We start from the raw sequence: 23557 nt of genomic DNA, 5'->3' as shown, positions 1-23557 counted from the left end.
GCTACAGGCGCATTCCCGGGATCGCCAGCGGATTGTTTTCCAGCGCCTCGCGGTCAGGCATGTCGACGCGCGGCTTGCCAAGGAAGGCGTCGAACAGGTCCTTGACGAAACTTTCCGGCAGATCCTTGGTGATCAGCACCATGCGCGTCCGCCTGTCGGCAGGATCCGGCCAGGCCGGCAGTCGCACCGGCGCGTGAAAGATGTTCTGGACGCCGTGCAGCACGACGGGCCGCTCGGGACGATCCTTCAGCGCCACGATAGCTTTCATGCGCAACAGCTTTTCCCCATGCGCCGAGCGCAGCAGGTCGATGAACATATCCAGCGCCATCGGATCGATCGGCTGGCTCTCGACAATCGAGAACGACCGGATCGAGGCATCGTGACGATTGACGTCATGGCCATGCTGATGCCCGTCGCCATGATGGTGATCATCGTGATGATGATCGTGCGCATGCTCATGCTCATGGTGATGCGCGTGATCGTGGGCATCGGCGGTCATCTCGTCCTGCAGCCAGCGGCCGACATCGGCAATTTTCGAGCCGGGATCGTACAGGCCGTTGACGAGGATGGCGGCGCGCGCAGCCTCCTCGCTGTCGCCATCGACGATCGGCGCGCGCGGGTTGAGCAGCCGCAGCCGCGCTTCCAGCGCCGACGATGAAGCAGCACCCGCCATGGTCCCCTTGGAAATGATCAGCCGGTCGGCGACTGCCACCTGCCGGCGCGCTTCCTCGTGGTTGTCGAGGGTCTGCAGCCCGTTGACGGCATCGACGACAGTGACCATGCCGTCGAGATCGAAGCTCTGGGCGATGACGGGATTGCCCATGATCGCCTGCATGACAGGCGCCGGATCGGCAAGCCCTGTGGTCTCGATGACGACACGGCGCAGCGTGCGGCTGCGGCCGGTCTGCATCCGGTCCATCAGCATCGCCAGCGTATCGACAAGCTCTCCGCGCACCGTGCAGCAGAGGCATCCATCGGACAATTCGATGATCGCGTCGCCGGAGCTTTCGACCAGCAGATGGTCGATGCCGACATCGCCGAATTCGTTGATGACGACGGCCGTGTCGCGCATCTCCGGATCCTTCAGGATGCGGTTGAGAAGCGTCGACTTGCCGGCGCCGAGAAAGCCGGTGAGGATGGACACCGGCACCTTGTCAGGCGTGCTGTTCATGATCTGGGTCCGATCAGTTGGTCGGGCGCGGCTGCGGAACCGGAATGCCTGCGACATCGCCGGATACCTGTTGCGAACTCTTCGCGACAGACGCCTTGTCGGCCGCCGCATCGGGTCCGCCGCCGATCAGCCCGGCATAGGTGAAGTTGGGAGTATGGGTCATCTCGTGGATATAGGGAGAAAGCACCTTCATCCGGCCTGTCGGGTCGCGCGTCTCGCTGCGCATCTGCGCGCCCTTAGCGCTGCAGATATCGTTGGTAACGTCCGCCACCTGGTCCTGGCCGGGACCATAGGGTTTCAATGTCTGCAAGGTGTCGTTGCCGGGAAACTGCGAGGTAAAGCCTTTTTCGAGCATGTCGGCCGACATGTCGGCGCGTTCAGCCAGGCTGTTGGTGCCGAGAACGACGGACACCAGCGTCCTGCCGTTGCGCGTCGCCGAGGCGATCTGGTTGAAGCCGGATGCACAGATGAAGCCGGTCTTCATACCATCGGCACCGTTGTAGCGGCCGATCAGCAGGTTGATGTTGGGCACCTGCTTGACGCCGTTGGTAAAGCCCTCGAGCGCGAAATAGCCGGCATACTGTGGAAATTCGCGACGCAGGGCGACGGTCACGATCGCGAGATCACGGGCCGTCGTATACTGCCCCTTGCCGGGCAGGCCGTTCGGATTGATGAAATGCGAACTCGTCATGCCGAGTCGCGCCGCTTCCGCGTTCATCTTGGCGACGAAGCCCTGCTCGGAGCCACCGACCGTCTCGGCAACAGCCATGGCCAGATCGTTGGCCGATTTCACCAGCATCATCTTCAACGCATTATCGAGCGTCATCTTCTGGCCGGGCTTGAAATACATCTTGGCGGCAGGCTGGGCGGCTGCGTGCTTCGACATCACCACCGGGGTGTCGAGGCTGATCTGGCCGGCCTGGATGGCGCGAAACGTGGTATAGACCGTCATCAGCTTTGTCAGCGATGCGGGATACCATTTGCGGAACGCTTCCTCGTGCTCCAGCACGCGGCCGGTGCTGACATCGACAAGGATGTGTGGGTTGGCAAAGGCTGCGGATGCACCGCTCAGGAAAAGCGCTGTGACGGCAGCACCCACCGGCAAAAGCCGCAAGGCGGCAAACAAAGAATTCTGCTTCGTCGGCACGGTCTGTCCTTCAGTGTCCGGAATTTTCTCGAACCTCGCAGGTATTTAACCTATATGGCTATGAGAAGGCAAAGGTGATCGACGGTTTATTTCCGTCTTCCCACGCCATATCAAAGAGATTGATCAGCAGGAAAATCGACCATGCCCATCTTGAACAGAGCAGCGGAACTGCAGGACGAAGTGACCGAATGGCGCCGCCACATCCACGCCCATCCGGGCTTGCTCTACGCTGTCGAGGAGACCGCCGCCTTTGTCGCTGACAAGCTGAAAAGCTTCGGCGTCGACGAGATCGTCACAGGCATCGGCCGCACCGGCGTCGTCGGCATCATCCGCGGCCGTGGCGAAGGTCGCACCATCGGCCTGCGCGCCGACATGGATGCTTTGCCGATGACCGAGATTTCCGGCAAGCCCTGGGCATCGAAGACACCCGGCAAGATGCACGCCTGCGGCCATGACGGCCACACCGCCATGCTGCTGGGAGCCGCCAAATATCTGGCGGAAACACGCAATTTCACCGGCAGCGTCGCCGTCATCTTCCAGCCGGCTGAAGAAGGCGGCGCCGGCGGCAAGCTGATGGTCGAGGACGGCATGATGGACCGTTTCAAGATCGCCGAAGTCTATGGCATGCACAATATGCCGGGCATCCCCGTCGGCAAGTTCGCCATCCGCAAGGGTGCGATCATGGCGGCGACAGACGAGTTCAGCATTGTCGTCAAGGGCCGGGGCGGCCATGCGGCCATGCCACACACGACGATCGACCCCATTGCCATCGGCGCGCAGATCGTCACCAACCTGCAGATGATCGCCTCGCGCAACGTCGACCCGCTCGGCTCTGCAGTCGTTTCCGTTACCAAATTCAACGCCGGCTTCGCCCAGAACGCCATCGCCAACGAAGCCACCCTCGCCGGTACTGTCCGTACGCTGGATGCCGGGATTCGCGATCTGGCCGAGCAGCGCCTGCGCCAGGTTGTCGCCGGTATCATCGCCGCCCACGGAGCCGAAGCCGACGTCCGCTATAACCGCAATTACCCGGTGACCTTCAACCACGCCAACGAGACGGATTACGCTGCGGAGGCCGCTCGTGACATCGCCGGCGACGCCAACGTCAATGCAGAAGTCGATCCGATGATGGGCGGCGAGGATTTTTCCTACATGCTCAACGCCCGACCCGGCGCCTTCCTTTTCCTCGGCAACGGCGACACCGCCGGCCTGCACAATGCCGCTTACGACTTCAACGACGAGGCCATCGCCCACGGCATTTCCTTCTGGGTCCGCCTTGCCGAGCAACGTCTCGGCTCGTAACGAAGCAACCTCATTCACGGTGACCCATACCCGCGATGGCATTGATCAAAATCAATGCCATCGCGTCCATCTTCCCTAGTGTGCCCGGAGTTCGGTCAGCGACGTCGGTTAAATGAGCCGGTGTCGCCTGCCCTCTTCAGGTCTCGGGAGGAATAAAAATGCTCGCCAAGAACGTCATGACAACCAGTGTCATCTCGATCCAACCCACCGCGAGCGTCCGCAGCGCCGCACTTTCGATGATCGCCCACTCCATCAGCGGCCTGCCCGTTGTCGACGACGACGGACTGATGATCGGCATCGTTACGGAGGGGGACTTGCTGCGTCGCGTCGCCGTCCGCGCGCAGGATCGGCACTACGACCTGCCGGGGCCAAACGATCCCCCTTCATTGGACGACTACGTACATACCCATGGATGGTCGGTCCGGGATGCGATGTGCAGCGATATCATCACGGCAGGCCCCAACACCGATGTCCGCGAGATTGCCGGCATCATGCTGTCGCACGGGATCAAGCGCGTACCGATCCTCGACAAGGGGCAGCTCATCGGCATCGTCAGCCGTTGCGACCTGCTGGGCATGATCATCGACGCACCCTTCGATATCGTCGCTTCCGGCGATGAGGGCATTCGCCTCGCCATCTCCACCCGGCTGCAGGACGATCTCGGCATCGACCCTGCCCACGTCAAAGTGACGGTCTCGGGCGCCCGCGTTTCCATTGGCGGGCGGCTTGAGACCGACCTGCAGCAAAAAGCCGTCCGAGTGCTCGTCGAAAGCGTTCATGGCGTGACCGGCTACACCGACCACACGACGCTGACAGACTGAAAACCGGGCGATCGGCTGCGACGGCATACCAAGGGACAACCATGGACGAAGCCCAAAAGACCAACAAACCGCTGCAGACCGTGACACGTGGCACATTCGCCAATGACGTTCTGGACATCATGCAGCGGGAGAACGTCAGCATCGTGGTGGTGGTCGAGACAGGCATTGTCATCGGCACCGTGACGGATCGCGACATAGCCATGAAGTGCCTCCTGTCGGGAAAGCTTCCGGGCGCCATCACCGCCTTCGACGTCATGACACTCCAGCCGGACGGATGCATCGGCAAGGCCATGCGGCGCGCAGAACTGCCCATCGTGGAATAGCGGCAGGCAGTCCAGTCCCGACGCATGGCCCGGCTTTGCATGCCCTTCCGAACACGGATTTCGGCAAAAGATGAGTTGCGACAGGCACGAGCCTGCGTTATGGAGACCAGGGCAAAACCGTTATGTCCACGTAGCTCAGTAGGATAGAGCACAGGATTCCTAGTTGCATTAATTGGGGGCTGCATTTGAAAGATTGCAGTCGATCTGCTCAAAGTCGGGGAACGCTTCGCTGAACTCCAGCATGCCAATCCCGAGCCAAGCTCCGGAGAAATCCGGTGAAGGTGTAGAGACTGGATGGGCAGCACCTAAAGGCCTCGGCCCATGGTGAAGGGACAGTCCAGACCACGAACGCCTCCGGGCGGCGGTTAAAACCGAAGTGGTATGAATCCTGGGGTCGGAGGTTCGAATCCTCTCGTGGACACCATTTTGACAAAATTTCCAGACAAAAGGGCGTCAAACTATCCGGCACCGGCAAAGCTCGGCGGCGGGCTGGAGTTGTGACATTTCGGCAACCTCGGCGTGCTGAAAATTCTGCTTCGCCGCGATCGACGCTGATCCCTGTTGATACATTCCGTTGTCCCGATATGCTTATATTCAGCGGGGATTCGCCGCTGTTCCAGGTGGAGCATGTAACAGGCCGCAGTTGCAGCAGACAGTTTTGCGCGCAGCTGCCACGGCCAATCCCGACAGATTGGATAGATCATGAACATTCGCACATTGCTGTTGGGCTCGGCCGCAGCCCTTTCCATCGTCTCCGGAGCAAAGGCTGCCGACGCCATCGTCGCGGCCGAACCGGAACCCCTTGAATATGTTCGCATCTGCGACGCCTATGGCGCCGGCTACTTCTACATTCCAGGCACAGAAACCTGCCTGAAGATCGGCGGTATGGTGCGGACCGAAGGCGAATGGCACGATGCCTACCAGCCTGACCACAAGATCGGCACCTTCTGGCATACGCGCGTCGAACTGAACGTCGATACCGCAACGGACACCGAATACGGCGCGCTGAAGACCGAGATGGTCTACCGCTTCGAATCGTCTGAAGGCATCAACACCAACAAGGTCCTGTTTGCCAACATCAGCCTCGGCGGCTTCCTCGTCGGCAAGGCGGATTCGCAGTTCTCGTCCTACACGGGCTATGCTGGCGACATCATCCAGGACGACGTGGTTTCCTACGGCCCCGGACCGATCAACACCGAACTCAACCAGCTGACCTACACCTACGATCCGGGCAACGGGTTCACCGCGATGGTCTCGGTCGAGGATTCGCAGTCTGCATCCGACGCAAATTACGACTCCTCCTTCGTCCAGAGCAATGGCCGCAGCTGGCAGGTCTCCAAGGCCGACACCTATACCCCGGATGTCGTTGCCGGCCTCGGCTACAAGTCCGGCATGTGGAGCCTCAAGGTTGTCGGCGGCTACGACTCGATCGTCGAGGAAGGCGCTATCAAGGCCCGCGTCGATGCCGATTTCGGCGTCTTTTCGGCATTCCTGATGGGCGGCTGGAACACAGACGGCGACAAGCTCAACAAGTATGCTTCGGGCTACGTCACCGATGGCGCCTGCCCCGTCAACAAGGAAGAGCTTTGCGGCTGGGGCGACTGGGCTGTCTGGGGCGGCGTCAACGTGCCGATCAACGACAAGCTGAAGGGCAACGTCCAGGTCGCCTACACCGACAGCAATATCCTTGCCGCGGCTGCCAACCTGCAGTTCAAGCCGGTCGGCGGTTTCACGATCGAGCCGGAAGTCGAATACACCAAGTGGGATTCGACCAACAACGACGCCTGGGCCGGCATTCTTCGCTTCCAGAGAAGTTTCTGATAGGCTAGACCCTCACTATCGTCTGCCAAAGGGCCCGGCTTTCGGGCCCTTTTCTTTGTTCAAGCCGCTGGTCGATTGCCTCCTGCCCCACAAGCGAGTTTTCCCATGCTGCGCCGGTTCTTTTCCTATTACGCCCCTTACAAGAAGCTCTTTTATCTCGATTTCGGCTGCGCAGTCGTTGCTGGCCTTCTGGAACTCGGGTTTCCGCTGGCGATGAAGCTGTTCATCGACACGCTGCTGCCAGGCCAGGATTGGGGCCTGATTGCCGGTGTCGCGGTGCTGCTGCTGGTTGTGTACGTGATCAATACCGGCCTCATGGCGGTCGTCAATTACTGGGGACACGCACTCGGCATCAGCATCGAGACCGACATGCGTCGCCAGGCTTTCGACCATATCCAGAAACTCAGCTTCCGCTTCTTCGACAACAACAAAACCGGGCACCTGATCGCCCATGTCACCAAGGATCTCGAGGAAGTCGGCGAAGTCGCCCACCATGGCCCGGAAGACGTCTTCATCGCCATCATGACCTTCATCGGCGCCTTCATCCTGATGTTTACCGTGCACTGGAAGCTGGCACTGCTGACGACCGTCATCGTTCCCGTGATGACCTGGATGGTCAGCCGCTATGGCGCCCGGATGACGGAAAACTGGCAGAAGCTGTTTGGCCAGGTCGGCGAGTTTAATGCCCGCATCGGCGAGAGCGTCGGCGGCATCCGGGTCGTCAAGGCATTTGCCAACGAGGACCACGAGCGCGCGCTATTCGCCGTCAACAACGAAGGATACAAGGCAACCAAGCTGAATGCCTATGCCTACATGACGGCGAGCCTCACGCTCTCTTATTTCGGCACCCGGTTCGTGCAGCTGCTGGTGATGGTGGCCGGCACCTATTTCGTTATTCGCAGCGAGCTGAGCTATGGCGGCTTCGTCGGCTTCCTGCTGCTGGTCAACGTCTTCTTCCGGCCGATCGACAAGATTACCTCCGTGCTGGAAAGCTATCCGAAGGGTATCGCCGGCTTCAAGCGCTTCACGACACTGATCGACACCGCCCCGGACATTGCCGACAGACCGAACGCCATTGCGGTTGAGCATCTGAAGGGAGACATCGCCTATACCGACGTCAGCTTCGGCTATGATGCCAATGGCAGGATTCTTGACAGGCTGAACCTGACGATCAGGGCCGGAGAGACGATTGCCTTCGTTGGCCCGTCAGGCGCCGGCAAGACGACGATCTGCTCGCTGCTGCCACGCTTCTACGAAGTCGACAGCGGCGCCATCAGCATCGACGGAATGGACATCCGCGACATGACGCAGGCCTCGCTCAGGGCGCAAATCGGCATCGTCGCCCAGGATGTCTTCCTGTTTGGCGGCACGATCCGCGACAATATCGCCTATGGACGCCTTGGCGCCAGCGACGACGAAATCATGGATGCGCTGAGGCGGGCAGCGCTGGATGAATTCGTCCTGTCGCTGCCGGACGGACTATCCACCCGCGTCGGCGAGCGCGGCGTCAAACTGTCCGGCGGCCAGAAGCAGCGACTGGCGATTGCCCGCATCTTCCTGAAGAACCCGCCAATCCTGATCCTCGATGAAGCCACGTCCGCGCTCGACACGGCCACCGAATATGCCATCCAGCAATCTCTCGCGGCGCTGTCCGAGGGACGCACGACGCTGGTGGTCGCCCACCGCCTGGCAACAATCCGCAACGCAGACCGGATCATCGTGGTCGGCACGTCCGGCATCGTCGAGGACGGTACGCACCAGCAGCTGCTCGCACGCCGGGGTCCCTATGCACGGCTGCACGAGGCGCAATTCGGGGCGGTTGCCTGATTTCTGATAGTGGAGCCGGTTTACCGCGAGGTGGAAGCGTCTACCGCCCCTGACTGGCTATACCTTCGGCACATTCGGAAGCCGGGGCGTATCCGATACGAAGACGCCGGCCTCCTCCGCTGCGGCGAGGAATGCTTCGCGGGCGTCATCGGGCGGCAACTTGTTCATCATCACCTGCCCGAAAGTCCGCAACGCATGGAAATAGGCTTCTCCCTCGCTGACTGGCCAGTAGCGGGAGAGCAGGTTCATGGCTTGCCGGGTGGAACTGACGATCATGTAGAAGCCGAGCTTGTCTCGCTCGACATAACAACTCTCAGACCACTGCTTATCCTCAAGCGTCATGGCGCCCCCCAAAAACGCAAAAGCTACGTATCAATCGATCTGACGGACTATCGTTCCGTGCACCCGGATGCTCTTCGCAACGGCAGGTACGGTCCGGCATCTGCCATTCGGAAAATGGCGATTTTGTATCAATCGTTGTAAATATAGGAACCGCACATGTCTTCATCACTCTCGGGAGCGGCGTGGCCCGTGAAAACTGCCACGGCCGTAAGCCCCTCGCCAGCGCCCCAGGTGGCGATATAGCTGACCTTGCCGGAGCCACACAGCCTGTTGCCATTTTCGAGCACCGGATCGGCAGGGTTTTGCACCCGGTAGACGGATGCTGGAACCCTGTGACCGTCGATACGGAAATGGTCGCTGACCAGATCCGAGAAATCGAGCGATTCCCCATTGGCAAAACTGATGCTGAAATCGTCCATCGAAATGTCACCGGTTATGCTGGACGCGGTGTTGCTATAGGCCGTGTAGGCGTCGGCGCGGACCGGGGAAGACCCGCCGATGCCAATCGCGCCGGCGATGCACACCGACATAGCGATGACGAACCTGTTCAGCATAGTTACCCCCCACGGCACGAATTGGAGCCCGATTGAACTCGAAAAGCCGGCAAGGACGCAGCAAACCGGTAAAATCAATGGTCAATCCGAGGCTTTATTGCACTACCCGCACAAAAATGCATCGAATTTAACTGCCGGCCTTTCCTTATGAACATGGCTACATAGTTAAGCCAGGTGGCCGCAAGGCATATTCAAGACGCAAGGAGTTGGGGATAATGGGTTCATCTGTTTTGATTGGTATTCTGATCACGTTTCTGGTGATCATTCTGGTGCTTTGGCTTGTTCAGCGTTTGCCCATCGAGGCTCGCATCCGCCAGATCGTGCAGATCATCGTGATCATCATCGGCATCATCTCGCTGCTGAAGTACCTCGCGGTATTCTAGGCCAGATCCAGTCGACGGATACGGGATTGCCCGTGTCCGTCGATTTTCCAAAGCCTGCCCATAAAAGCCTACCGCCCTCCGAGTGACGGGCTGAACACCATCAGGCTCAGGATTTCAAACAGCACCTGGGCACCGGCCTGCGCCGTATTGGTGGTCGTATCGTATTGCGGCGCCACCTCCACGACATCTCCACCGACAATATCGATCCCCTTCAAACCACGGATCAGCTCCAGCACCTCGCGTGTCGTCAGGCCGCCGATCTCAGGCGTACCGGTTCCCGGCGCAAAGCTCGGGTCGAGACTGTCGATGTCGAACGACAGATAGGTCGGCCCGTCGCCGACGATGGCCCTCGCCTTTTCGATGATCGCCGGAATACCTAGACCCGTCACGTCCTCCGCGTGGATGACCGTCATGCCGGACTCGAACGAAAATTCCCAAAGATATTCGGCCGAGCCACGAATGCCGATCTGCACCGTGCGCGTCGGATCGAGAACCCCGTCTAGCACGGCGTTTCGGAAAGGCCCGGCATGGTGGAACTTGGTCTGGTCGAAAGCGCCGCTGGTATCGCAGTGGGCGTCGATATGGATCATTCCGACCGGCCGCTTCCTGCCGACGGCTTTCAGGATGGGATGGCTGATCGAATGGTCGCCGCCGACCGATAGGGGCAGGACGCCGGCATCGACGATCTGGTTGACGCGCTTCTCGATATCCGCATGCGACTGCTCCAGCCGGTATCGGCTCTGGAAGGGCACGTCGCCGATATCGGCAACACGGATATCGAACACCGGCGCCGTACCGAGCACATGATTGTAGGGACCGATCCGCTCGATGGTGCGCAGCGCACGCGGCCCGAAACGCGAACCCGGGCGGTTGGTGACGCCGAGGTCCATCGGAATTCCGAGGATTGCTACCTGCAGATTGCCGAAATCGGGATCTTCCGCAGAAACCGGCAGATAAGGCGCACTGACGAATGTCGGCAGGCCTGAATAGGGCGCCAGCCGGGTGCCGCTCTTCGAAAAGATCTTGTCGCCGACCTTGCGAAACGCTTCGTCGAAAATCGCGCCGCCTGCAGCATCGCTGAATTTCGCCCGCAACGCGTCCAGCTTCGTCTTGTCCCAGCTCATAGCCGCTTCCTCTGCCCGATGTTGTTCCCGCCTGCCTCGCCCGACAAAGCAGTTGAGAATGCCGTTGCACTCGTTGTAGCAATGGAAAAACGAGAAAGCCAATATGACCCGCGCCCAAGCCAACCCCCTCGTCACCCGCCTCTCACCCCCGCCGATCCCCTCGGTGCACGCCTGGGGGAAGGCCTATGATGGCAGGCTCGGACCGCTGATCGATCTGTCGCAGGCAGTCCCCGGCTATCCGACCCATCCCGAGATGCTGCGCTTGCTCGGGCAAGCCGCCGCCTCGCCCGCCATGACAGGCTATGGCCCGATCGAGGGAGAGCCGGTGCTGCGCGACGCCTATGCGCAGCATGTCAGCGCGGTCTACGGCGCGGAAATCAACGCCGACCACATCCACATCACCGCCGGCTGCAACCAGGCCTTCATGTCTACCGCCATTGCCCTGACGGCTTCGGGCGGCAGCGTGGCGCTGACAAATCCCTACTACTTCAATCACGAAACGACGCTGTCGATGCTCGGTATCGGGCATAGTCTGGTCCAATGCGACGCGGTTAATGGTTTCCTGCCCGATCTCAACTCGGCGCAAGCAGCGCTCGCAACCGGTGCACGGGCGCTCGTGGTGGTGACGCCCAACAACCCGACCGGTGCCGTCTATCCGAAAGATCTGCTGTATAAGCTTTTCAAGCTCTGCCAGGAGCACGGCGCCTGGCTGATCATCGACGAAACCTACCGAGACTTCCTACCCGAAGATTTCGGGCGGCCGCACGCGCTTCTGTCCGAACCCGGCTGGGAAGAAACGCTGGTGCTGCTCTACAGTTTTTCGAAATCCTTCTGCATTCCCGGCCATCGGCTTGGGGCAATCACTGCAGGACCGGGCCTCGTTGCGGAAATCGCCAAGGTCATGGACAATATGCAGATCTGTGCGCCCCGCGCGCCGCAGATCGCAGTTGCCACCGCCTTGCCTCTTCTCGCCGACTGGCGCGCCGGCAATCGCCAGGAAATCGCCCGGCGGGCCGATGCGCTGCGTCAGGTTTTTGCCGATCTGCCGCAATGGGAAATCGGTGCCATCGGCGCATATTTCGCTTTCGTCCGCCATCCCTTTGCCGGGCAGTCATCGGCCGCGGTTGCCGAGAGGCTCGCAAGGCAGGCCGGCGTCGTCTGCATCCCCGGCAGCTATTTCGGCGAAGGACAGGATCGCTATCTCCGGCTGGCCTTCGCCAACGCCGACGTGGCCTCCATCGCGCTTCTCAGCGATCGCCTGCGGTGGGCCAGGTTGCCGCTGGCTGGAAACAGCCGGCAAACTGGAACCGGTCGCCCGGATGGGTGATTTCTACGTAGGTGACGGTGCGGCCATTCTGCCAGGTCTGGCGAACGAGATTGAGGCAGGCTTCGCCACGCTCGGTCTCCAGCAACCGAGCTGTCGCCTGATCGGCCGAGATCGCCCGGATGACGTGACGGGCCTTGGTCCAGGGCACCTGCTCCAGCAGCCATTTTGCCGGCGGAAGCACGGCAAATTTCTCCTCCCGCGCAAGCGGTACCAGATCCAGCAGGATGATACGGCGCTCGAGCGCATTCGGCCTGCCGTCGACGATGTGCAGGCATTGCAGCCTGAGGATTTCGGCACCCACCGGCTCCGAGAGCAGCTTGGCACCGCCTGCGTCCAGCCGTTCGATCTTCCGCGTCAGGATCCGGTGATCGTGGCTGTGCCCGGCGAGTTCGGCGGCAGTGCTGATATCCTGGATATCCATCACGGTACGGTCGATCTGCGGCAAGGCGACAAACGAACCGGTCTTGCGCCGGCGCACGACCATGCCACGCGCAACAAGCGCCGACAGCGCCTTGCTCACCGTCATCCGCGAGCAACCGTATTGCGCCACCAGATCCTGTTCGATCGGAATGCGGGACCCGGGCTGCCATTCACCGGCCAGGATTTTCGCCTCGATATCGCTGAAAATGGTCTGGTAAATTGATGCCAAGGTCGACCCTCGATCCGTGTGGCAACAGAGCCTACCGGTCACCCGGCAATGGCGCGCGATTTGCCTGCAGCCGTCAGCCGGCACATTTTTTGCGTGTCCAGACTTTTACATTGACACTGTAGGCCCGCCTATATCTATTTGTATAGTCAAAAGCGGATCGCAGAAATCCGTCTCGCGGGAAAATCACATTCAAATCCTCCGACAGGGGGATGAAAAACTGGAGAGAGATCATGAAAACCAATTCCCTGCTGAAGGGTCTTCTCGGCGCTGCCTTCCTGCTAGGCGTGACGCTGTCGGCCCAGGCTGCTGATACGCTTGCCGCAGTGAAGGCTGCCGGCACCATGAAGGTCGGCACCGAAACCGCCTTCGCACCCTTCGACTTCATCGACGCCGGCGAGCATGTCGGCCTCAACGTCGATCTTTTCGCCGAAATCGGCAAGGAACTCGGCGTCAAGATCGAATGGGTCACGCTTCCCTGGGACGGCGTCTTCCCGGCCCTTGAAGCTGGCAAATTCGACGTTGTCGCCGGCCCGGCCACAATCACCAAGAAGCGTCTGGAGCATTACCGCTTCACGCCGCCGATCGCCGAAGCGAGCATCGCCATCCTGAAGAAGGCCGGCGACAAGAAGATCGTGAAGCCGGAAGACATTGCCGGCACCAAGATCGGCGTCGGCAAGGCTACTTCGCAGCTCGACCAGCTGAAGGAATATTCGGCTACCCTGCCCAAGCCTGTCGACGTGCACGAATATGTCTCGTTCAACGATGCCTATGCCGACCTCGCCGCAGGCCGCGTCGAAGGCGTTGCAAACTCGCTGCCGAACATTGCTTTCGTTGCCAAGCAGCGTGAAGGCGTATTCGAAGTCGTTACGCCGACATTCGGCAAGAAGTCCTATTTCGGCTTCATCGGCCTGAAGGATGCCGATCACGCGCCTTTGATGGACGCGATCGATGCAGCTCTTTTGAAGATAAAGGCTGATGGTCGCATGGCCACGTTGCAGAAGAAGTGGTTCGGCGCCAGCTTCGACACCCCGGATGCCGTCAACGACCCGGCATTCTGATCTGCTCGTCTTTCTGACTGATTGCGCCCCGGCTTATCCCCGGGGTGCGATCCGAGACAGGATCGGGTCTCACTGACTGCCAGGCGAGCGAATTCAGGACATGTCCTTCAAACTCTTCGAACTGCTTTTGCAAGCATCGATCTACACGATCACCATCAGCGTCGCGTCGATCCTGATCGGCTTCACGCTAGCCTTGCTGATCTCGGCGATGACGCTGTCGGGCCAGCGGCTGTTCATCTGGCCAGCCCGAATTTTCATCAGCTTCTTTCGCGGCGTGCCTCTGCTGGTGCAATTGCTGCTGATCTACAATCTGCTGCCGGCCATTGGCGTGAACGTGCCGAGCATTGTCGCAGCCATCATCGGCATGTCGCTGTCGACAGCCGCCTACCAGGCAGAAAACCTTCGCGGCGGCTTTGCCAGCGTCCCACGCGGCCTGATCGAATGCGCCGAAATGGTCGGCCTGACGCCTGCCCAGATCTTTCGCCGCATCAAGGCGCCAATCGCCATGCGGCTGACCTTTCCCGCCCTCGTCAACGAAGCGATCCTCCTGCTCAAGGCCTCCTCGCTGGTGTCTGTCGTCGGCATCATCGAATTGACCCGCATGGCCCAGGACCTGTCTGCCAGCACTTTCCTGCCGCTGCAGATCTTCGCCTCTGCCGGCCTCATCTATCTCATAATCAACTGGATCGTGGCGCTTGCAGGCGGCATGATCGAGCGCGCGTTGCCGGGAGCGCCGCGATGACCTTCGACATCCATGTCATCATCGACCAGTGGCCGGCGATCGTCAGCGGCGGCCTCGTCACCATCCTCATCTGGATACTCGGCACCATCGCGGCCGCCTTCCTCGGCTTCCTCGTCGCGGTCGCCCGCCGCTACGGCGGCCCTGTGGTCGATGCGATCTTTGGCCTGCTGGTTGCTATCCTGCGCGGCACGCCTTTCCTCATCCAGATCTTCCTGGTCTACTATGGCGGTCCCTTCATCGGCCTGTCGCTCGATCCGATCCCGGCCGGCCTCATGGGCCTGTCGATCTACGGGGCGGCCTATTATAGCGAAATCTTCCGCTCCGGCTTTGCGGCCGTGCCTCCCGGCCATATCGAAGCCGGCGAATGCGTCGGCATGAGCCAGGGCCAGATCATCCGACGTATCCTGTTGCCGGAGATGATCATGCTGGTGCTGCCGCCTTCGCTGAACATGACCATCATCCTTATGAAGGAAACGGCGGTGCTGTCGATCATCACGGTGCCCGAACTGACGGCCACGCTGAGCGCCATCGGCTCGCAGCAATATGCCTTCGTCGAAGCGCTCTTCGTGCTCGCCGTCTTCTATTGGGTCCTGGTCGAAGCCACCGGCTGGCTCGGCCATCTCGCCGAAACGAAACTCACCAGATTCAGGTTTTTCAACGCATGAGTATCCCGGCAATCGCAGTCAAGAACCTGGTCAAGAAGTTCGGCGACACGACCGTGCTGCACGGCATCGATCTCGAAATCCCTCAAGGGCAGGTCTCTTGCCTGATCGGCCCCTCCGGCTCCGGCAAGAGCACGCTGCTGCGCTGCATGGCCTTTCTCGAGGAAGCGACAAAGGGCACCATCACCATCGATGGCGAAGTGCTCGGCTTTACGGAGAATGCCCAAGGGGTGCGGGAACGCCTGTCGGCCGCGACCAACCGGGCTATCCGCGGCCGTATCGGCATGGTCTTCCAGCAATTCAATCTCTGGCCGCACATGACGGCACTCGGCAATGTCAGCGAAGCGCTGAAGACGGTGCACAAGATGAGCCGCAAGGATGCCGAAGACAGCGCTATGGCGCAGTTGGTGAAGGTCGGGCTGGAAAACCGGGCCGGACATTATCCGTCGCAGCTGTCAGGCGGCCAGCAGCAGCGCGTGGCAATCGCCCGGGCGCTGGCCCTGAAACCGAAGATCATGCTGTTCGACGAGCCGACCTCGTCGCTCGACCCCGAACTGACAGGCGAAGTGCTGAACGTCATGCGCGACCTCGCGTCTGAGGGAATGACGATGGTCGTCGTCTCGCACGAGATCGGCTTTGCCGCCACCGTCGGCCAGCAGATGACATTCCTCGACCATGGCAAGATATTGTTCAGCGGCACGCCGCAAGAGGTCTTTGCCAAGCCCCGCCACCCCCGCCTGGAGCAATTCCTCGACACCTACCTCGACCGCGGCGCCTCGACGCTGCTTTAGGCGGCATCCGGGCATTCTGACTGTCCTACGCCCCGGACTATGCCTATAAGTTTTCGACCGGACGGAGATCGAAACGCTTTCAGGGGTAATTTCATGCTGCAGAAACTGCTCGATGGTGGACCGATGACGCGAACGGTCTCGCTGCCTCGCGGAAGACACCGGCTGCATGCCATGCCGACCAGCGCCGGCTACGAGATCCGCCAGAACGAGACTTATGACTGGGATGGCCGCAAGCGCGGGCAGACACCTTTTACAGTGCTGCAGCACACCGTCAGCGGCGAAGGACGTTTGCGCTACGAGAACCGCAACTATCGTCTCGGCCCGGGCGATACGCTGCTGGTCATGGTGCCGCACAACCATCGCTACTGGCTGGAGAAGAACAGCCGCTGGGAGTATTTCTGGATCTCGATGAACGGCGAGGAAGCGCTGCGCATCCACCAGCTGATTCTCGCGGCGGCCGGCCCGCTGCTGAAGCTGCCGCAGGGCACTATCGACCAGCTGGCGGATTGCAGCCTGCAGCTGATCCACGGCGCCAAGAGCCCGGCCCAGGCCTCGGCCGTCGCCTACAGCGCCGCCATGGCACTCTACGACGGGGTGTTCGGATCACACGCCTTCATGCAGACCCAGAGCGCCATGCAGGCGGTTGTCGATCACATCAACGCCAATCTTGACAAGCCGCTGCCCGTCGAGGAACTGGCGGAGGTCAGCGGCCTTAGCCGGGCGCATTTTTCCCGTGTGTTTGCCGAAAGCGAGGGACTGCCGCCTGCGGAGTTCGTCCTGCAGCAACGAATGCAAAGGGCTGCCGTTCTGTTGACCAAGGCAGCGTTCCTGCCGGTCAAGGAAGTGGCGATCATGTCGGGTTTCGACGACGCCAACTATTTTTCAAAGGCGTTCAGGCGGGTCTATGGCCTCAACCCGACAGAGTTTCGCACCACCGGCATGTACGCATCGCTGCGCAATGTGCCGGCGAGCAACCGCTGAAACTGGGCTCGGACGTCACGTAATGGCAATGTGATTGGTAACGGCGGCAACGCCGGGCACAGCCCGCGCGACTTCGGCAGCACGCTCGACTTCGTCGGCAGTTGCGACAGCGCCCCGAAGAACGATGGCATCGCCCTCGGCAGTCACAATCACATCGGAGGCGCTGATGCCGCCGGAGACCGCGAGTGCCTCGGCCACGCGCACCTCAAGTGTCGCATGGTTTGGGTTTTCGACTTCGATTTCCGGCTCTTCACCGTTAAATGTCGCGGGTTTCAGCACCATGGCAGTATCTCCTTGCGTTTCAGCAGATGAAACGCCGAGATCGGCCATTGGTTCAGGCACGCCTATGCGCCGGTGCCATTACCACTTGATCCGGTAGTTCATACGCAGATCGCCCGCCCGTGTCGCGGAAAGCGGATCGGCAACGGACGCGGTGAAGCGAAGATGCGGTGCGAGCGGCTGGTTGAGAGCCAGCGTGCCCGTGATGTCTCCGGTAGCCGAAGTCACCGTACCGCTCGCCGAAACCGCAGTGCCGGCCCAGGGATACGTCATTGTCAGCGCTTGCGTCGCGTCGATCGATGGCGACACGCCTGCGGCGGCTGCGTAGTTGAGATTGAGCGAGTTCGATGCCTTCAGGTCGAGATTGCTGGAATAGATCCAGCTCCTGGATCGGCTCAGCGAAACACCACCGCTGCCACCGAGGGTGTCGATCCGGACGACGACGGCGCGATCTTCCGTCGTCCCCAGTCTTTGCCGGCTGTCAGCAACCTTGCCCCAGACGGTCGCCAGTTCGGAGCCGCTTAACAGCTGGCCGCCAGTCCCGGTGCTCAGCCCGAGGTCGGCGCCGGCGCTTGCATCGACAGCCAATGGCAGCTTCACCCCGACTGTGGTCTGATACACCCTCGGGGCCACCTTCACGGGAGCCCAGATCAACGCGCCGTCGGCCTTTGCCGGCAGAGCAATCGTCATTGTGCCGAGCACGACGCAAACGGGCGCCATGCGGAACAGCATTTTTGCCATGGATCATCTCCAGGGTTGGTATCGAGACAGACGGACATTGTCCGCAACGGGGGCAACCGAACACCGCACGATAGAAACGGTTCGGGTACCTCTTGCTAACAGGGCCAGGGCCCGGACGATGGGATCGTCACCAGCGCAGCGCATCTTATCGATGAAAAGAGTAAATGCCGCGTTGTTATGGTTCAATGATCCCATCCGTACCTATGCTTGTAAACCCCCGTCCTTCAGAATTATGCTGCAACGCACACTTGCCGCCCCGAACCTTCCGCGCTAGAGCCTGCGAGAGCAGGGATGACACCGAGTTGCCAAAGATGCAGATACGCGAACCATGACATTGGATAAGCAGGCGCCGCGTCGGCTGACGATCATGGGCTCGACCGGCTCCATCGGCCGGAACACGCTGGACGTGATCGGCCATCTCGGCGGACGCGATGCGTTCGAGGTCAAGGCCCTGACGGGAAACGGCAATATCGCACTGCTGGCAGAGCAGGCGAAGGCCGTTGGCGCCACTCTTGCGGTCACGGCCGACGACAGGAACTACAGCCTCCTGAAAGACGCCCTTGTCGGATCGGGGATATCGGTGGCCGCCGGTCGCAGCGGCCTCGAGGAGGCTGCCGACATGGAATCCGATTGGGTCATGGCGGCCATCGTCGGCACAGCTGGTCTGGCACCCACCCTTGCGGCTGCCCGCCGCGGTGCCGATATCGCCCTTGCCAACAAGGAATGCCTGGTCTCCGCCGGCGATCTTTTCGTCACCGCAGTCAGGCAGGGCGGCGGACGGCTGCTGCCGGTCGACAGCGAACACAATGCCATCTTCCAGGTGCTGGAGGAAAGCCAGCGCCACGCCGTCGAACGCGTCATCATCACCGCTTCGGGCGGCCCCTTCCGGACCTTTACGCTCGAGCAGATGGCCGATGTTACCGTCGAGACGGCGCGCGCCCATCCGAACTGGTCGATGGGTCTGAAAATCTCGATCGACAGCGCCTCGATGTTCAACAAGGCGTTGGAAATGATCGAAGCGCGGCATCTGTTCGGCCTCACCCCGGATCAGATCGAGGTCGTCGTCCACCCGCAGTCGGTGGTCCATTCCATGGTTGGCTATTCCGACGGTTCGGTGCTGGCCCAGCTTGGCGCGCCCGATATGCGGACCGCTATCGGCTACGCCCTGTCCTATCCGCGCCGGGCACATCTGCCGGTGGAGCGGCTGGATTTCACAAAGCTGGCACGCCTCGACTTCGAGACGCCGGATGACGTCCGGTTTCCGGCCATCCGCCTTGCCCGACTGGCGATGACCCGCGGTGGCGTCCAGGGAGCGGTCCTGAACGGCGCGAAGGAAATTGCGCTTGACGCCTTCATCGCCGGCCGCACCGGCTTTCTGACAATGGCAAAGGTCGCGGAAGACGTGATGGACCGCCTCGCCCATCTGCCGGCCGCGTCGAGCATGGACGACGTATTCGCCGCAGACGAAGAAGCCCGGCGACTGGCGACCGGGCTTCTGAACTAAATCGGCGAATGGAGCGAACCGTCAGGCGACGGCGCGTGCGAGCGCGCAGCGTGCCCAGAGCGATTGCACAGCCTCGACCAGATGGGCGATATCCGCATCGCTGTGCAGCGGCGTCGGTGTGATGCGCAGGCGCTCGGTCTTCTTCGGCACCGTCGGATAGTTGATCGGCTGGACATAGACGTCGAAGCTGTCGAGCAGGATATCCGAGATCCATTTGCACTTGGCAGCATCGCCGACCATGATCGGGACGATGTGGCTGGGGTTCGGCAAATGCGGAATACCGGCGGCATCCAGCATGCCACGCAGCTTGCGGACCCGGTCCTGGTGGCGGGCGCGTTCGAAGCTGCTGGACTTCAGGTGCTGGATCGACGCAACAGCGCCAGCAGCAAGCGCCGGCGGGATCGACGTCGTGAAGATGAAGCCTGAGGCAAACGAGCGGATGAAGTCGCAGAGCGCTGTCGATGCGGCGATATACCCGCCCATCACGCCGAATGCCTTGCCGAGCGTTCCCTCGATGACCGTGATGCGATCCATCAGCCCTTCGCGCTCGGCGATGCCGCCGCCACGCGTACCGTACATGCCAACCGCGTGCACCTCGTCGAGATAGGTCATGGCGCCGTACTTGTCGGCGAGATCGCAGATTTCCTTGATCGGCGCGATATCGCCGTCCATCGAATAGACGGACTCGAAGGCGATCATCTTCGGCGCCTTGGGATCGGCAGCGGCGAGCTTGGCTTCCAGATCTTTCAGGTCGTTATGACGCCAGATCACCCTGTCGCACTTGGCATAGCGGATTCCCTCGATCATCGAGGCGTGGTTCAGCGAATCCGAAAAGATGATCATCCCCGGAATGCGCGAGCCGAGCGTGCCAAGCGCTGCCCAGTTCGAGACATAGCCCGAAGTAAAAACCAGAGCCGCTTCCTTGCCGTGCAGGTCAGCCAGTTCGCGCTCGAGAAGAACGTGGTAATGGGTCGTTCCAGAGATATTCCGGGTGCCTCCCGCACCCGCGCCACAGTGATCGATCGCCTCTTTCATCGCCGCGATTACCTTGGGATGCTGCCCCATTCCAAGATAGTCGTTGGAACACCAGACAGTCACATCCTTCGGTCCGTCGGCTGTGTGGCGCGTCGCGCGCGGAAAATCACCGCGATGGCGCTCCAGGTCGGCAAAAACGCGATAGCGCCCTTCCTGATGCAGCCCGTCCAACTCGCCCTTAAAAAACGCTTCGAAATCCATCATTTTCTCCAGTACCGTGACCGTGTTGTATGACTGCTGCACGGCACGTCAACCCTATCCCGTCCGACTGCGGCAAATGGCCGTAGTTTGGAATAGCTCAAAAGAGAAAATAGCCCATCGGCGCGCTTTTGCAATTGATCCATGCCAATGCGCGATGGACTTTCACGATGAAACAATTGCCTGACCTTGCGTTTAGAGCAGAGATCCATGTCGGCAAGCAACATTCAGCAAAAAACCGCATAGGTCGGTAGACAATCATATTTAGCGCTATATTTTGGTGTTTACACCAGCATTAAGACGGTGCTGACACCGCGCGGACACAATGGGGACGGCCAGCCGCTTTGACGGCAAAGCCAACGTGGAGAGAGATTTATGAAGAAAGTCCTAGCTTTCGTGCTGATCGGATTGTCGATCGCAAGCTGCACACCGACCGAGCAGGGTGCGGGTATCGGCGCAGCGTCCGGCGCCCTGATCGGCGGTGCGGTCACCGGCAATTTTCGAGGCGCAGCCGTCGGCGGCGCTATCGGCGGGTTAACGGGTGCAGCGATCGGCAGCGTCGCCGAACAGCCCGGCCAGTGCTACTACCGAGACCGCTACGGCCGTCGCTATATCGACGACTGCCCACGCGGCGGATACCGCAACGACGGCTACTAAGCCACATCGCCTCCAGCGCGCCCCGGACGAGGGTCCGGGACGTCTGCATCCCAGGGGCGCAGTCTCACGTATATTATTAAAATGCTACACATGGCGACTTTGAACCGCTATGGTGAGACGGCGTTAACGGTTTGGGACGCAAAGCTGGCTAAATTACAAGTAATCGTAAAGCGCCGTATGTACATCAGACGAACCGGCCCGGGGATTGGTTTTGCGTATCGACGAGCAGGCACCGTTATTGCGGTCGCGGCGTGCGTATTTGTGAGTCCCGCTCTCATCACTGATGCCTTCGCTTTCAAGCTCTTCGGCATCAATTTTTTCGGCAAGGATGAGGACAAAACCGATGCGGTCGCCGATCCCGTCCGCTATTCGGTAACGTTGAATACCGGCAACGCCGACAAGGACCTCAAATCTACGCTCGAGTTGAGTTCCATGCTTGAGGCCGACAAGGACAAGGCTGTGTCAGGCGATCTGGGCGTCGTCATCAAGGCCCGCGACGACCGCGACCGACTGCTGGCATCCCTCTACGAAAACGCGCGCTACGGCGCGGTAGTAACGATCACCATCAACGGCACCGATATAGACCAACTCCCGCCGCAGCCGACATTCGGCCGGGCGAAACCCGTGCCTGTGGTCATCACGGTCGATCCAGGCCCGCTGTTCAAGCTCGGCAAGATCCGACTGGAAGGCGACGCCGCCGGTCGCGACCCGACGAATTATGGCCTGGTATCGGGTGGTGACGCCGGTTCGCTGGTCATCATCAAGTCGGCCGACAAGGTCGTTGCCGAGATGAAAAGCGAAGGCCGGCCGCTCGCCCGGGTGATCAGGCGCGATGTCGTCGCCGACCACGCGACAAATACGGTCGACGTCACGCTCGACGTCAAGAGCGGCCCGATTGCCAATATCGGCGACGTCACGGTGACCGGCGAGAAACGTCTCGATCCGACTTTCGTCCAGCGTTATTCGCGCCTTAACAAGGGGGATCGCTATTCCCCAGAGCAATTGAAGAAAGCCTCCGAACGGCTACGCAAGCTCGGTGCGATCGGCAGCGCAACGATCCATCAGCCCGACAAGCTCGCACCTGATGGCACGTTGCCGCTGAACCTGGAGATTTCGGAAGCCAAGCGCCACTACTTCGGCGCAGGCGCGCAATACTCAACCACCGATGGCTTCGGGCTGCAGGGTTACTGGGGCGATCGAAACGTTTTCGGCAAGGCGGAATCTCTACGCATCGAAGGTACGGTGTCCCGCCTTGGCGAAACCACCAACTACCAGGATCTCGATTACGAGGCCGGGATCATCTACACGAAGCCGGCCGCCGTGCTGGCTGCCGGCACCTTCATTGCCAGCATCAAGGCAGTGAGCACGAATCCGGACAACTACAGCGCCAGGACGATTACCGGCGATGTCGGCTACTCCTATGAGCTCAGTGACTACGACACTGCTCTGGCAGGCGGTCGCGTGAGCTACGAGGACAGCACCACCGATGCTTTCGGCGACCAGCAGTTCCTGACCTTCTCCGTACCGCTCGAGTATATCCGCGACACACGCGACAACAAACTCGACGCCACCGAGGGTTACCGGGCGACGCTCGACGCGCAGCCGGGCTACGAGGCGCTGGGCGGGACGATCTTTACGTCGCTCGAAGGCTCCATCTCCGGCTACAACGGCATCGGGTCCGACGACAACGTCGTCTTTGCCGGCAAGCTTGCAGCCGGCTCGCTGCTCGGCGCGGACAATATCTCCGACATCCCGACGACACGGCGCTTCTTCGCCGGCGGCGGCGGCTCTGTGCGCGGCTATGCCTACCAGGAAATTACCGCCTACAATGCCTTGAACCAGGCACTCGGTGGCACGTCCTATGCGACGGTGTCGCTGGAGGCGCGCGTCAAGGTGACCAAGACCATCGGCCTCGTGCCATTCATCGACGCCGGCAGTGTTACGGACAAGAACATCCCGGATTTCTCCGACGTTCGCGTCGGCGCCGGCGTGGGCTTGCGCTATGCCACGCCGTTCGGTCCGATCCGGGTGGACTTTGCCGTGCCTCTCAACAAGTACCAGGGCGGCACGTCCTATGGCATCTATGCCGGCATCGGACAGTCCTTCTGATAGTGCAGC

At 60.8% G+C, this 23557-nt stretch carries 23 protein-coding genes and 1 pseudogene; 15 read left to right on the top strand and 9 right to left on the bottom strand.

All coding sequences use genetic code 11. The features are described from left to right. Nucleotide 1 precedes the first annotated feature (1 nt). Both J5278_RS03005 and J5278_RS03000 read right to left on the bottom strand, forming a co-directional pair. Entirely contained in the window at nt 2–1171 is a 1170-nt protein-coding gene (locus tag J5278_RS03005; protein ID WP_209185182.1) for a GTP-binding protein, read from the bottom strand. 13 nt (nt 1172–1184) lie between these two features. Further along, nucleotides 1185–2318 carry a D-alanyl-D-alanine carboxypeptidase family protein gene (locus J5278_RS03000; RefSeq protein ID WP_142824758.1) on the bottom strand — a complete coding sequence of 378 codons (1134 nt, stop codon included), beginning with the start codon at nt 2316–2318 and terminating at the stop codon, nt 1185–1187. Nucleotides 2319–2459: 141 nt separating this feature from the next. Between J5278_RS03000 and J5278_RS02995 the strand changes: the two genes are divergently transcribed. From J5278_RS02995 to J5278_RS02975, 5 genes are all read left to right on the top strand, one after another. Then, a complete protein-coding gene (locus tag J5278_RS02995; RefSeq protein WP_209185184.1) occupies nt 2460–3620 on the top strand; it encodes a M20 aminoacylase family protein in 1161 nt (386 codons plus the stop codon). Between the two features lie 158 nt (nt 3621–3778). After that, nucleotides 3779–4441: a CBS domain-containing protein gene (locus J5278_RS02990; RefSeq protein WP_209185186.1), complete on the top strand. Its 663-nt coding sequence runs from the start codon at nt 3779–3781 to the stop codon at nt 4439–4441. 41 nt (nt 4442–4482) lie between these two features. After that, on the top strand, nt 4483–4764 hold the full coding sequence (locus J5278_RS02985; protein ID WP_209185188.1) for a CBS domain-containing protein: 282 nt from the start codon (nt 4483–4485) through the stop codon (nt 4762–4764). A gap of 702 nt (nt 4765–5466) precedes the next feature. Further along, nucleotides 5467–6585 (top strand): porin, encoded by a 1119-nt coding sequence (locus tag J5278_RS02980; protein ID WP_209185190.1) that lies wholly within the window; start codon nt 5467–5469, stop codon nt 6583–6585. A gap of 105 nt (nt 6586–6690) precedes the next feature. Then, nucleotides 6691–8412, top strand: coding sequence for an ABC transporter ATP-binding protein (locus J5278_RS02975; protein WP_209185192.1), 1722 nt, complete (start codon nt 6691–6693; stop codon nt 8410–8412). 57 nt (nt 8413–8469) lie between these two features. Here J5278_RS02975 and J5278_RS02970 read toward each other — a convergent pair whose 3' ends face one another. Together J5278_RS02970 and J5278_RS02965 are read right to left on the bottom strand one after the other, a co-directional pair. Next, the gene (locus tag J5278_RS02970) at nt 8470–8754 is read right to left on the bottom strand and encodes a DUF982 domain-containing protein (protein ID WP_142824752.1); all 285 of its coding nucleotides are present in this window, start codon (nt 8752–8754) and stop codon (nt 8470–8472) included. Between the two features lie 128 nt (nt 8755–8882). Beyond that, on the bottom strand, nt 8883–9308 hold the full coding sequence (locus J5278_RS02965; protein WP_224127884.1) for a hypothetical protein: 426 nt from the start codon (nt 9306–9308) through the stop codon (nt 8883–8885). A 215-nt stretch (nt 9309–9523) separates the two neighbouring features. Between J5278_RS02965 and J5278_RS02960 the strand changes: the two genes are divergently transcribed. Further along, nucleotides 9524–9691 (top strand): Thivi_2564 family membrane protein, encoded by a 168-nt coding sequence (locus J5278_RS02960; protein WP_111219842.1) that lies wholly within the window; start codon nt 9524–9526, stop codon nt 9689–9691. Nucleotides 9692–9759: 68 nt separating this feature from the next. Here J5278_RS02960 and speB read toward each other — a convergent pair whose 3' ends face one another. Then, nucleotides 9760–10815, bottom strand: coding sequence for an agmatinase (gene speB, locus J5278_RS02955; RefSeq protein WP_111219840.1), 1056 nt, complete (start codon nt 10813–10815; stop codon nt 9760–9762). Between the two features lie 103 nt (nt 10816–10918). On the opposite strand from speB, the pseudogene J5278_RS02950 reads away from it, so the two are divergent. Beyond that, nucleotides 10919–12079, top strand: a pseudogene (locus J5278_RS02950) (aminotransferase); the annotation flags it as partial. Here the strand turns inward: J5278_RS02950 and J5278_RS02945 are convergent. After that, nucleotides 12063–12791, bottom strand: a complete 729-nt coding sequence (locus J5278_RS02945; protein ID WP_209185200.1) for a UTRA domain-containing protein — start codon at nt 12789–12791, stop codon at nt 12063–12065. The pseudogene J5278_RS02950 and the gene J5278_RS02945 overlap by 17 nt on opposite strands. Before the next feature lie 230 nt (nt 12792–13021). Here J5278_RS02945 and J5278_RS02940 point away from each other — a divergent pair, with 230 nt between their 5' ends. The 5 genes from J5278_RS02940 to J5278_RS02920 all read left to right on the top strand — a co-directional run bounded on the left by J5278_RS02940 (nt 13022) and on the right by J5278_RS02920 (nt 17025). Then, nucleotides 13022–13849: a transporter substrate-binding domain-containing protein gene (locus J5278_RS02940; RefSeq protein ID WP_219258304.1), complete on the top strand. Its 828-nt coding sequence runs from the start codon at nt 13022–13024 to the stop codon at nt 13847–13849. Between the two features lie 100 nt (nt 13850–13949). Beyond that, entirely contained in the window at nt 13950–14591 is a 642-nt protein-coding gene (locus tag J5278_RS02935; protein WP_209185204.1) for an amino acid ABC transporter permease, read from the top strand. Next, nucleotides 14588–15256 (top strand): amino acid ABC transporter permease, encoded by a 669-nt coding sequence (locus tag J5278_RS02930; protein ID WP_209185206.1) that lies wholly within the window; start codon nt 14588–14590, stop codon nt 15254–15256. The genes J5278_RS02935 and J5278_RS02930 overlap by 4 nt, the downstream gene beginning before the upstream one ends. Further along, the gene (locus tag J5278_RS02925; protein WP_142824745.1) at nt 15253–16044 is read left to right on the top strand and encodes an amino acid ABC transporter ATP-binding protein; all 792 of its coding nucleotides are present in this window, start codon (nt 15253–15255) and stop codon (nt 16042–16044) included. Before J5278_RS02930 ends, J5278_RS02925 begins: the two co-directional genes overlap by 4 nt. 93 nt (nt 16045–16137) lie before the next feature. After that, nucleotides 16138–17025 (top strand): AraC family transcriptional regulator, encoded by an 888-nt coding sequence (locus J5278_RS02920; RefSeq protein ID WP_209185208.1) that lies wholly within the window; start codon nt 16138–16140, stop codon nt 17023–17025. Nucleotides 17026–17040: 15 nt separating this feature from the next. Here the strand turns inward: J5278_RS02920 and J5278_RS02915 are convergent, their stop codons facing one another. Together J5278_RS02915 and J5278_RS02910 are read right to left on the bottom strand one after the other, a co-directional pair. After that, the gene (locus J5278_RS02915) at nt 17041–17307 is read right to left on the bottom strand and encodes a BON domain-containing protein (protein WP_209185210.1); all 267 of its coding nucleotides are present in this window, start codon (nt 17305–17307) and stop codon (nt 17041–17043) included. Nucleotides 17308–17385: 78 nt separating this feature from the next. Beyond that, nucleotides 17386–18045 carry a hypothetical protein gene (locus J5278_RS02910; protein ID WP_209185212.1) on the bottom strand — a complete coding sequence of 220 codons (660 nt, stop codon included), beginning with the start codon at nt 18043–18045 and terminating at the stop codon, nt 17386–17388. 328 nt (nt 18046–18373) lie between these two features. Between J5278_RS02910 and dxr the strand changes: the two genes are divergently transcribed. Beyond that, the gene (gene dxr, locus J5278_RS02905) at nt 18374–19549 is read left to right on the top strand and encodes a 1-deoxy-D-xylulose-5-phosphate reductoisomerase (protein ID WP_142824741.1); all 1176 of its coding nucleotides are present in this window, start codon (nt 18374–18376) and stop codon (nt 19547–19549) included. Between the two features lie 21 nt (nt 19550–19570). Here the strand turns inward: dxr and hemA are convergent, their stop codons facing one another. After that, the gene (gene hemA, locus J5278_RS02900) at nt 19571–20785 is read right to left on the bottom strand and encodes a 5-aminolevulinate synthase (RefSeq protein WP_142824740.1); all 1215 of its coding nucleotides are present in this window, start codon (nt 20783–20785) and stop codon (nt 19571–19573) included. 372 nt (nt 20786–21157) lie between these two features. On the opposite strand from hemA, the gene J5278_RS02895 reads away from it, so the two are divergent. Together J5278_RS02895 and J5278_RS02890 are read left to right on the top strand one after the other, a co-directional pair. Further along, nucleotides 21158–21439 carry a YMGG-like glycine zipper-containing protein gene (locus tag J5278_RS02895; RefSeq protein ID WP_111219818.1) on the top strand — a complete coding sequence of 94 codons (282 nt, stop codon included), beginning with the start codon at nt 21158–21160 and terminating at the stop codon, nt 21437–21439. Nucleotides 21440–21616: 177 nt separating this feature from the next. Further along, nucleotides 21617–23548, top strand: coding sequence for an autotransporter assembly complex family protein (locus J5278_RS02890; RefSeq protein WP_142824739.1), 1932 nt, complete (start codon nt 21617–21619; stop codon nt 23546–23548). Nucleotides 23549–23557: the final 9 nt, after the last annotated feature.

Source organism: Rhizobium sp. B21/90 (assembly GCF_019355815.1).
GTDB lineage: Bacteria > Pseudomonadota > Alphaproteobacteria > Rhizobiales > Rhizobiaceae > Rhizobium > Rhizobium rhododendri.
This window is presented reverse-complemented; position numbering and strand designations above follow the sequence as displayed.

Coding starts and splice junctions, on each gene's coding strand:
- J5278_RS03005 (WP_209185182.1), bottom strand. CDS start 1,171: ATGAACAGCACGCCTGACAAGGTGCCGGTGTCCATCCTCACCGGCTTT.
- J5278_RS02995 (WP_209185184.1), top strand. CDS start 2,460: ATGCCCATCTTGAACAGAGCAGCGGAACTGCAGGACGAAGTGACCGAA.
- J5278_RS02990 (WP_209185186.1), top strand. CDS start 3,779: ATGCTCGCCAAGAACGTCATGACAACCAGTGTCATCTCGATCCAACCC.
- J5278_RS02985 (WP_209185188.1), top strand. CDS start 4,483: ATGGACGAAGCCCAAAAGACCAACAAACCGCTGCAGACCGTGACACGT.
- J5278_RS02980 (WP_209185190.1), top strand. CDS start 5,467: ATGAACATTCGCACATTGCTGTTGGGCTCGGCCGCAGCCCTTTCCATC.
- J5278_RS02975 (WP_209185192.1), top strand. CDS start 6,691: ATGCTGCGCCGGTTCTTTTCCTATTACGCCCCTTACAAGAAGCTCTTT.
- J5278_RS02970 (WP_142824752.1), bottom strand. CDS start 8,754: ATGACGCTTGAGGATAAGCAGTGGTCTGAGAGTTGTTATGTCGAGCGA.
- J5278_RS02965 (WP_224127884.1), bottom strand. CDS start 9,308: ATGCTGAACAGGTTCGTCATCGCTATGTCGGTGTGCATCGCCGGCGCG.
- J5278_RS02960 (WP_111219842.1), top strand. CDS start 9,524: ATGGGTTCATCTGTTTTGATTGGTATTCTGATCACGTTTCTGGTGATC.
- speB (WP_111219840.1), bottom strand. CDS start 10,815: ATGAGCTGGGACAAGACGAAGCTGGACGCGTTGCGGGCGAAATTCAGC.
- J5278_RS02940 (WP_219258304.1), top strand. CDS start 13,022: ATGAAAACCAATTCCCTGCTGAAGGGTCTTCTCGGCGCTGCCTTCCTG.
- J5278_RS02935 (WP_209185204.1), top strand. CDS start 13,950: ATGTCCTTCAAACTCTTCGAACTGCTTTTGCAAGCATCGATCTACACG.
- J5278_RS02930 (WP_209185206.1), top strand. CDS start 14,588: ATGACCTTCGACATCCATGTCATCATCGACCAGTGGCCGGCGATCGTC.
- J5278_RS02925 (WP_142824745.1), top strand. CDS start 15,253: ATGAGTATCCCGGCAATCGCAGTCAAGAACCTGGTCAAGAAGTTCGGC.
- J5278_RS02920 (WP_209185208.1), top strand. CDS start 16,138: ATGCTGCAGAAACTGCTCGATGGTGGACCGATGACGCGAACGGTCTCG.
- J5278_RS02915 (WP_209185210.1), bottom strand. CDS start 17,307: ATGGTGCTGAAACCCGCGACATTTAACGGTGAAGAGCCGGAAATCGAA.
- J5278_RS02910 (WP_209185212.1), bottom strand. CDS start 18,045: ATGGCAAAAATGCTGTTCCGCATGGCGCCCGTTTGCGTCGTGCTCGGC.
- dxr (WP_142824741.1), top strand. CDS start 18,374: ATGACATTGGATAAGCAGGCGCCGCGTCGGCTGACGATCATGGGCTCG.
- hemA (WP_142824740.1), bottom strand. CDS start 20,785: ATGGATTTCGAAGCGTTTTTTAAGGGCGAGTTGGACGGGCTGCATCAG.
- J5278_RS02895 (WP_111219818.1), top strand. CDS start 21,158: ATGAAGAAAGTCCTAGCTTTCGTGCTGATCGGATTGTCGATCGCAAGC.
- J5278_RS02890 (WP_142824739.1), top strand. CDS start 21,617: ATGTACATCAGACGAACCGGCCCGGGGATTGGTTTTGCGTATCGACGA.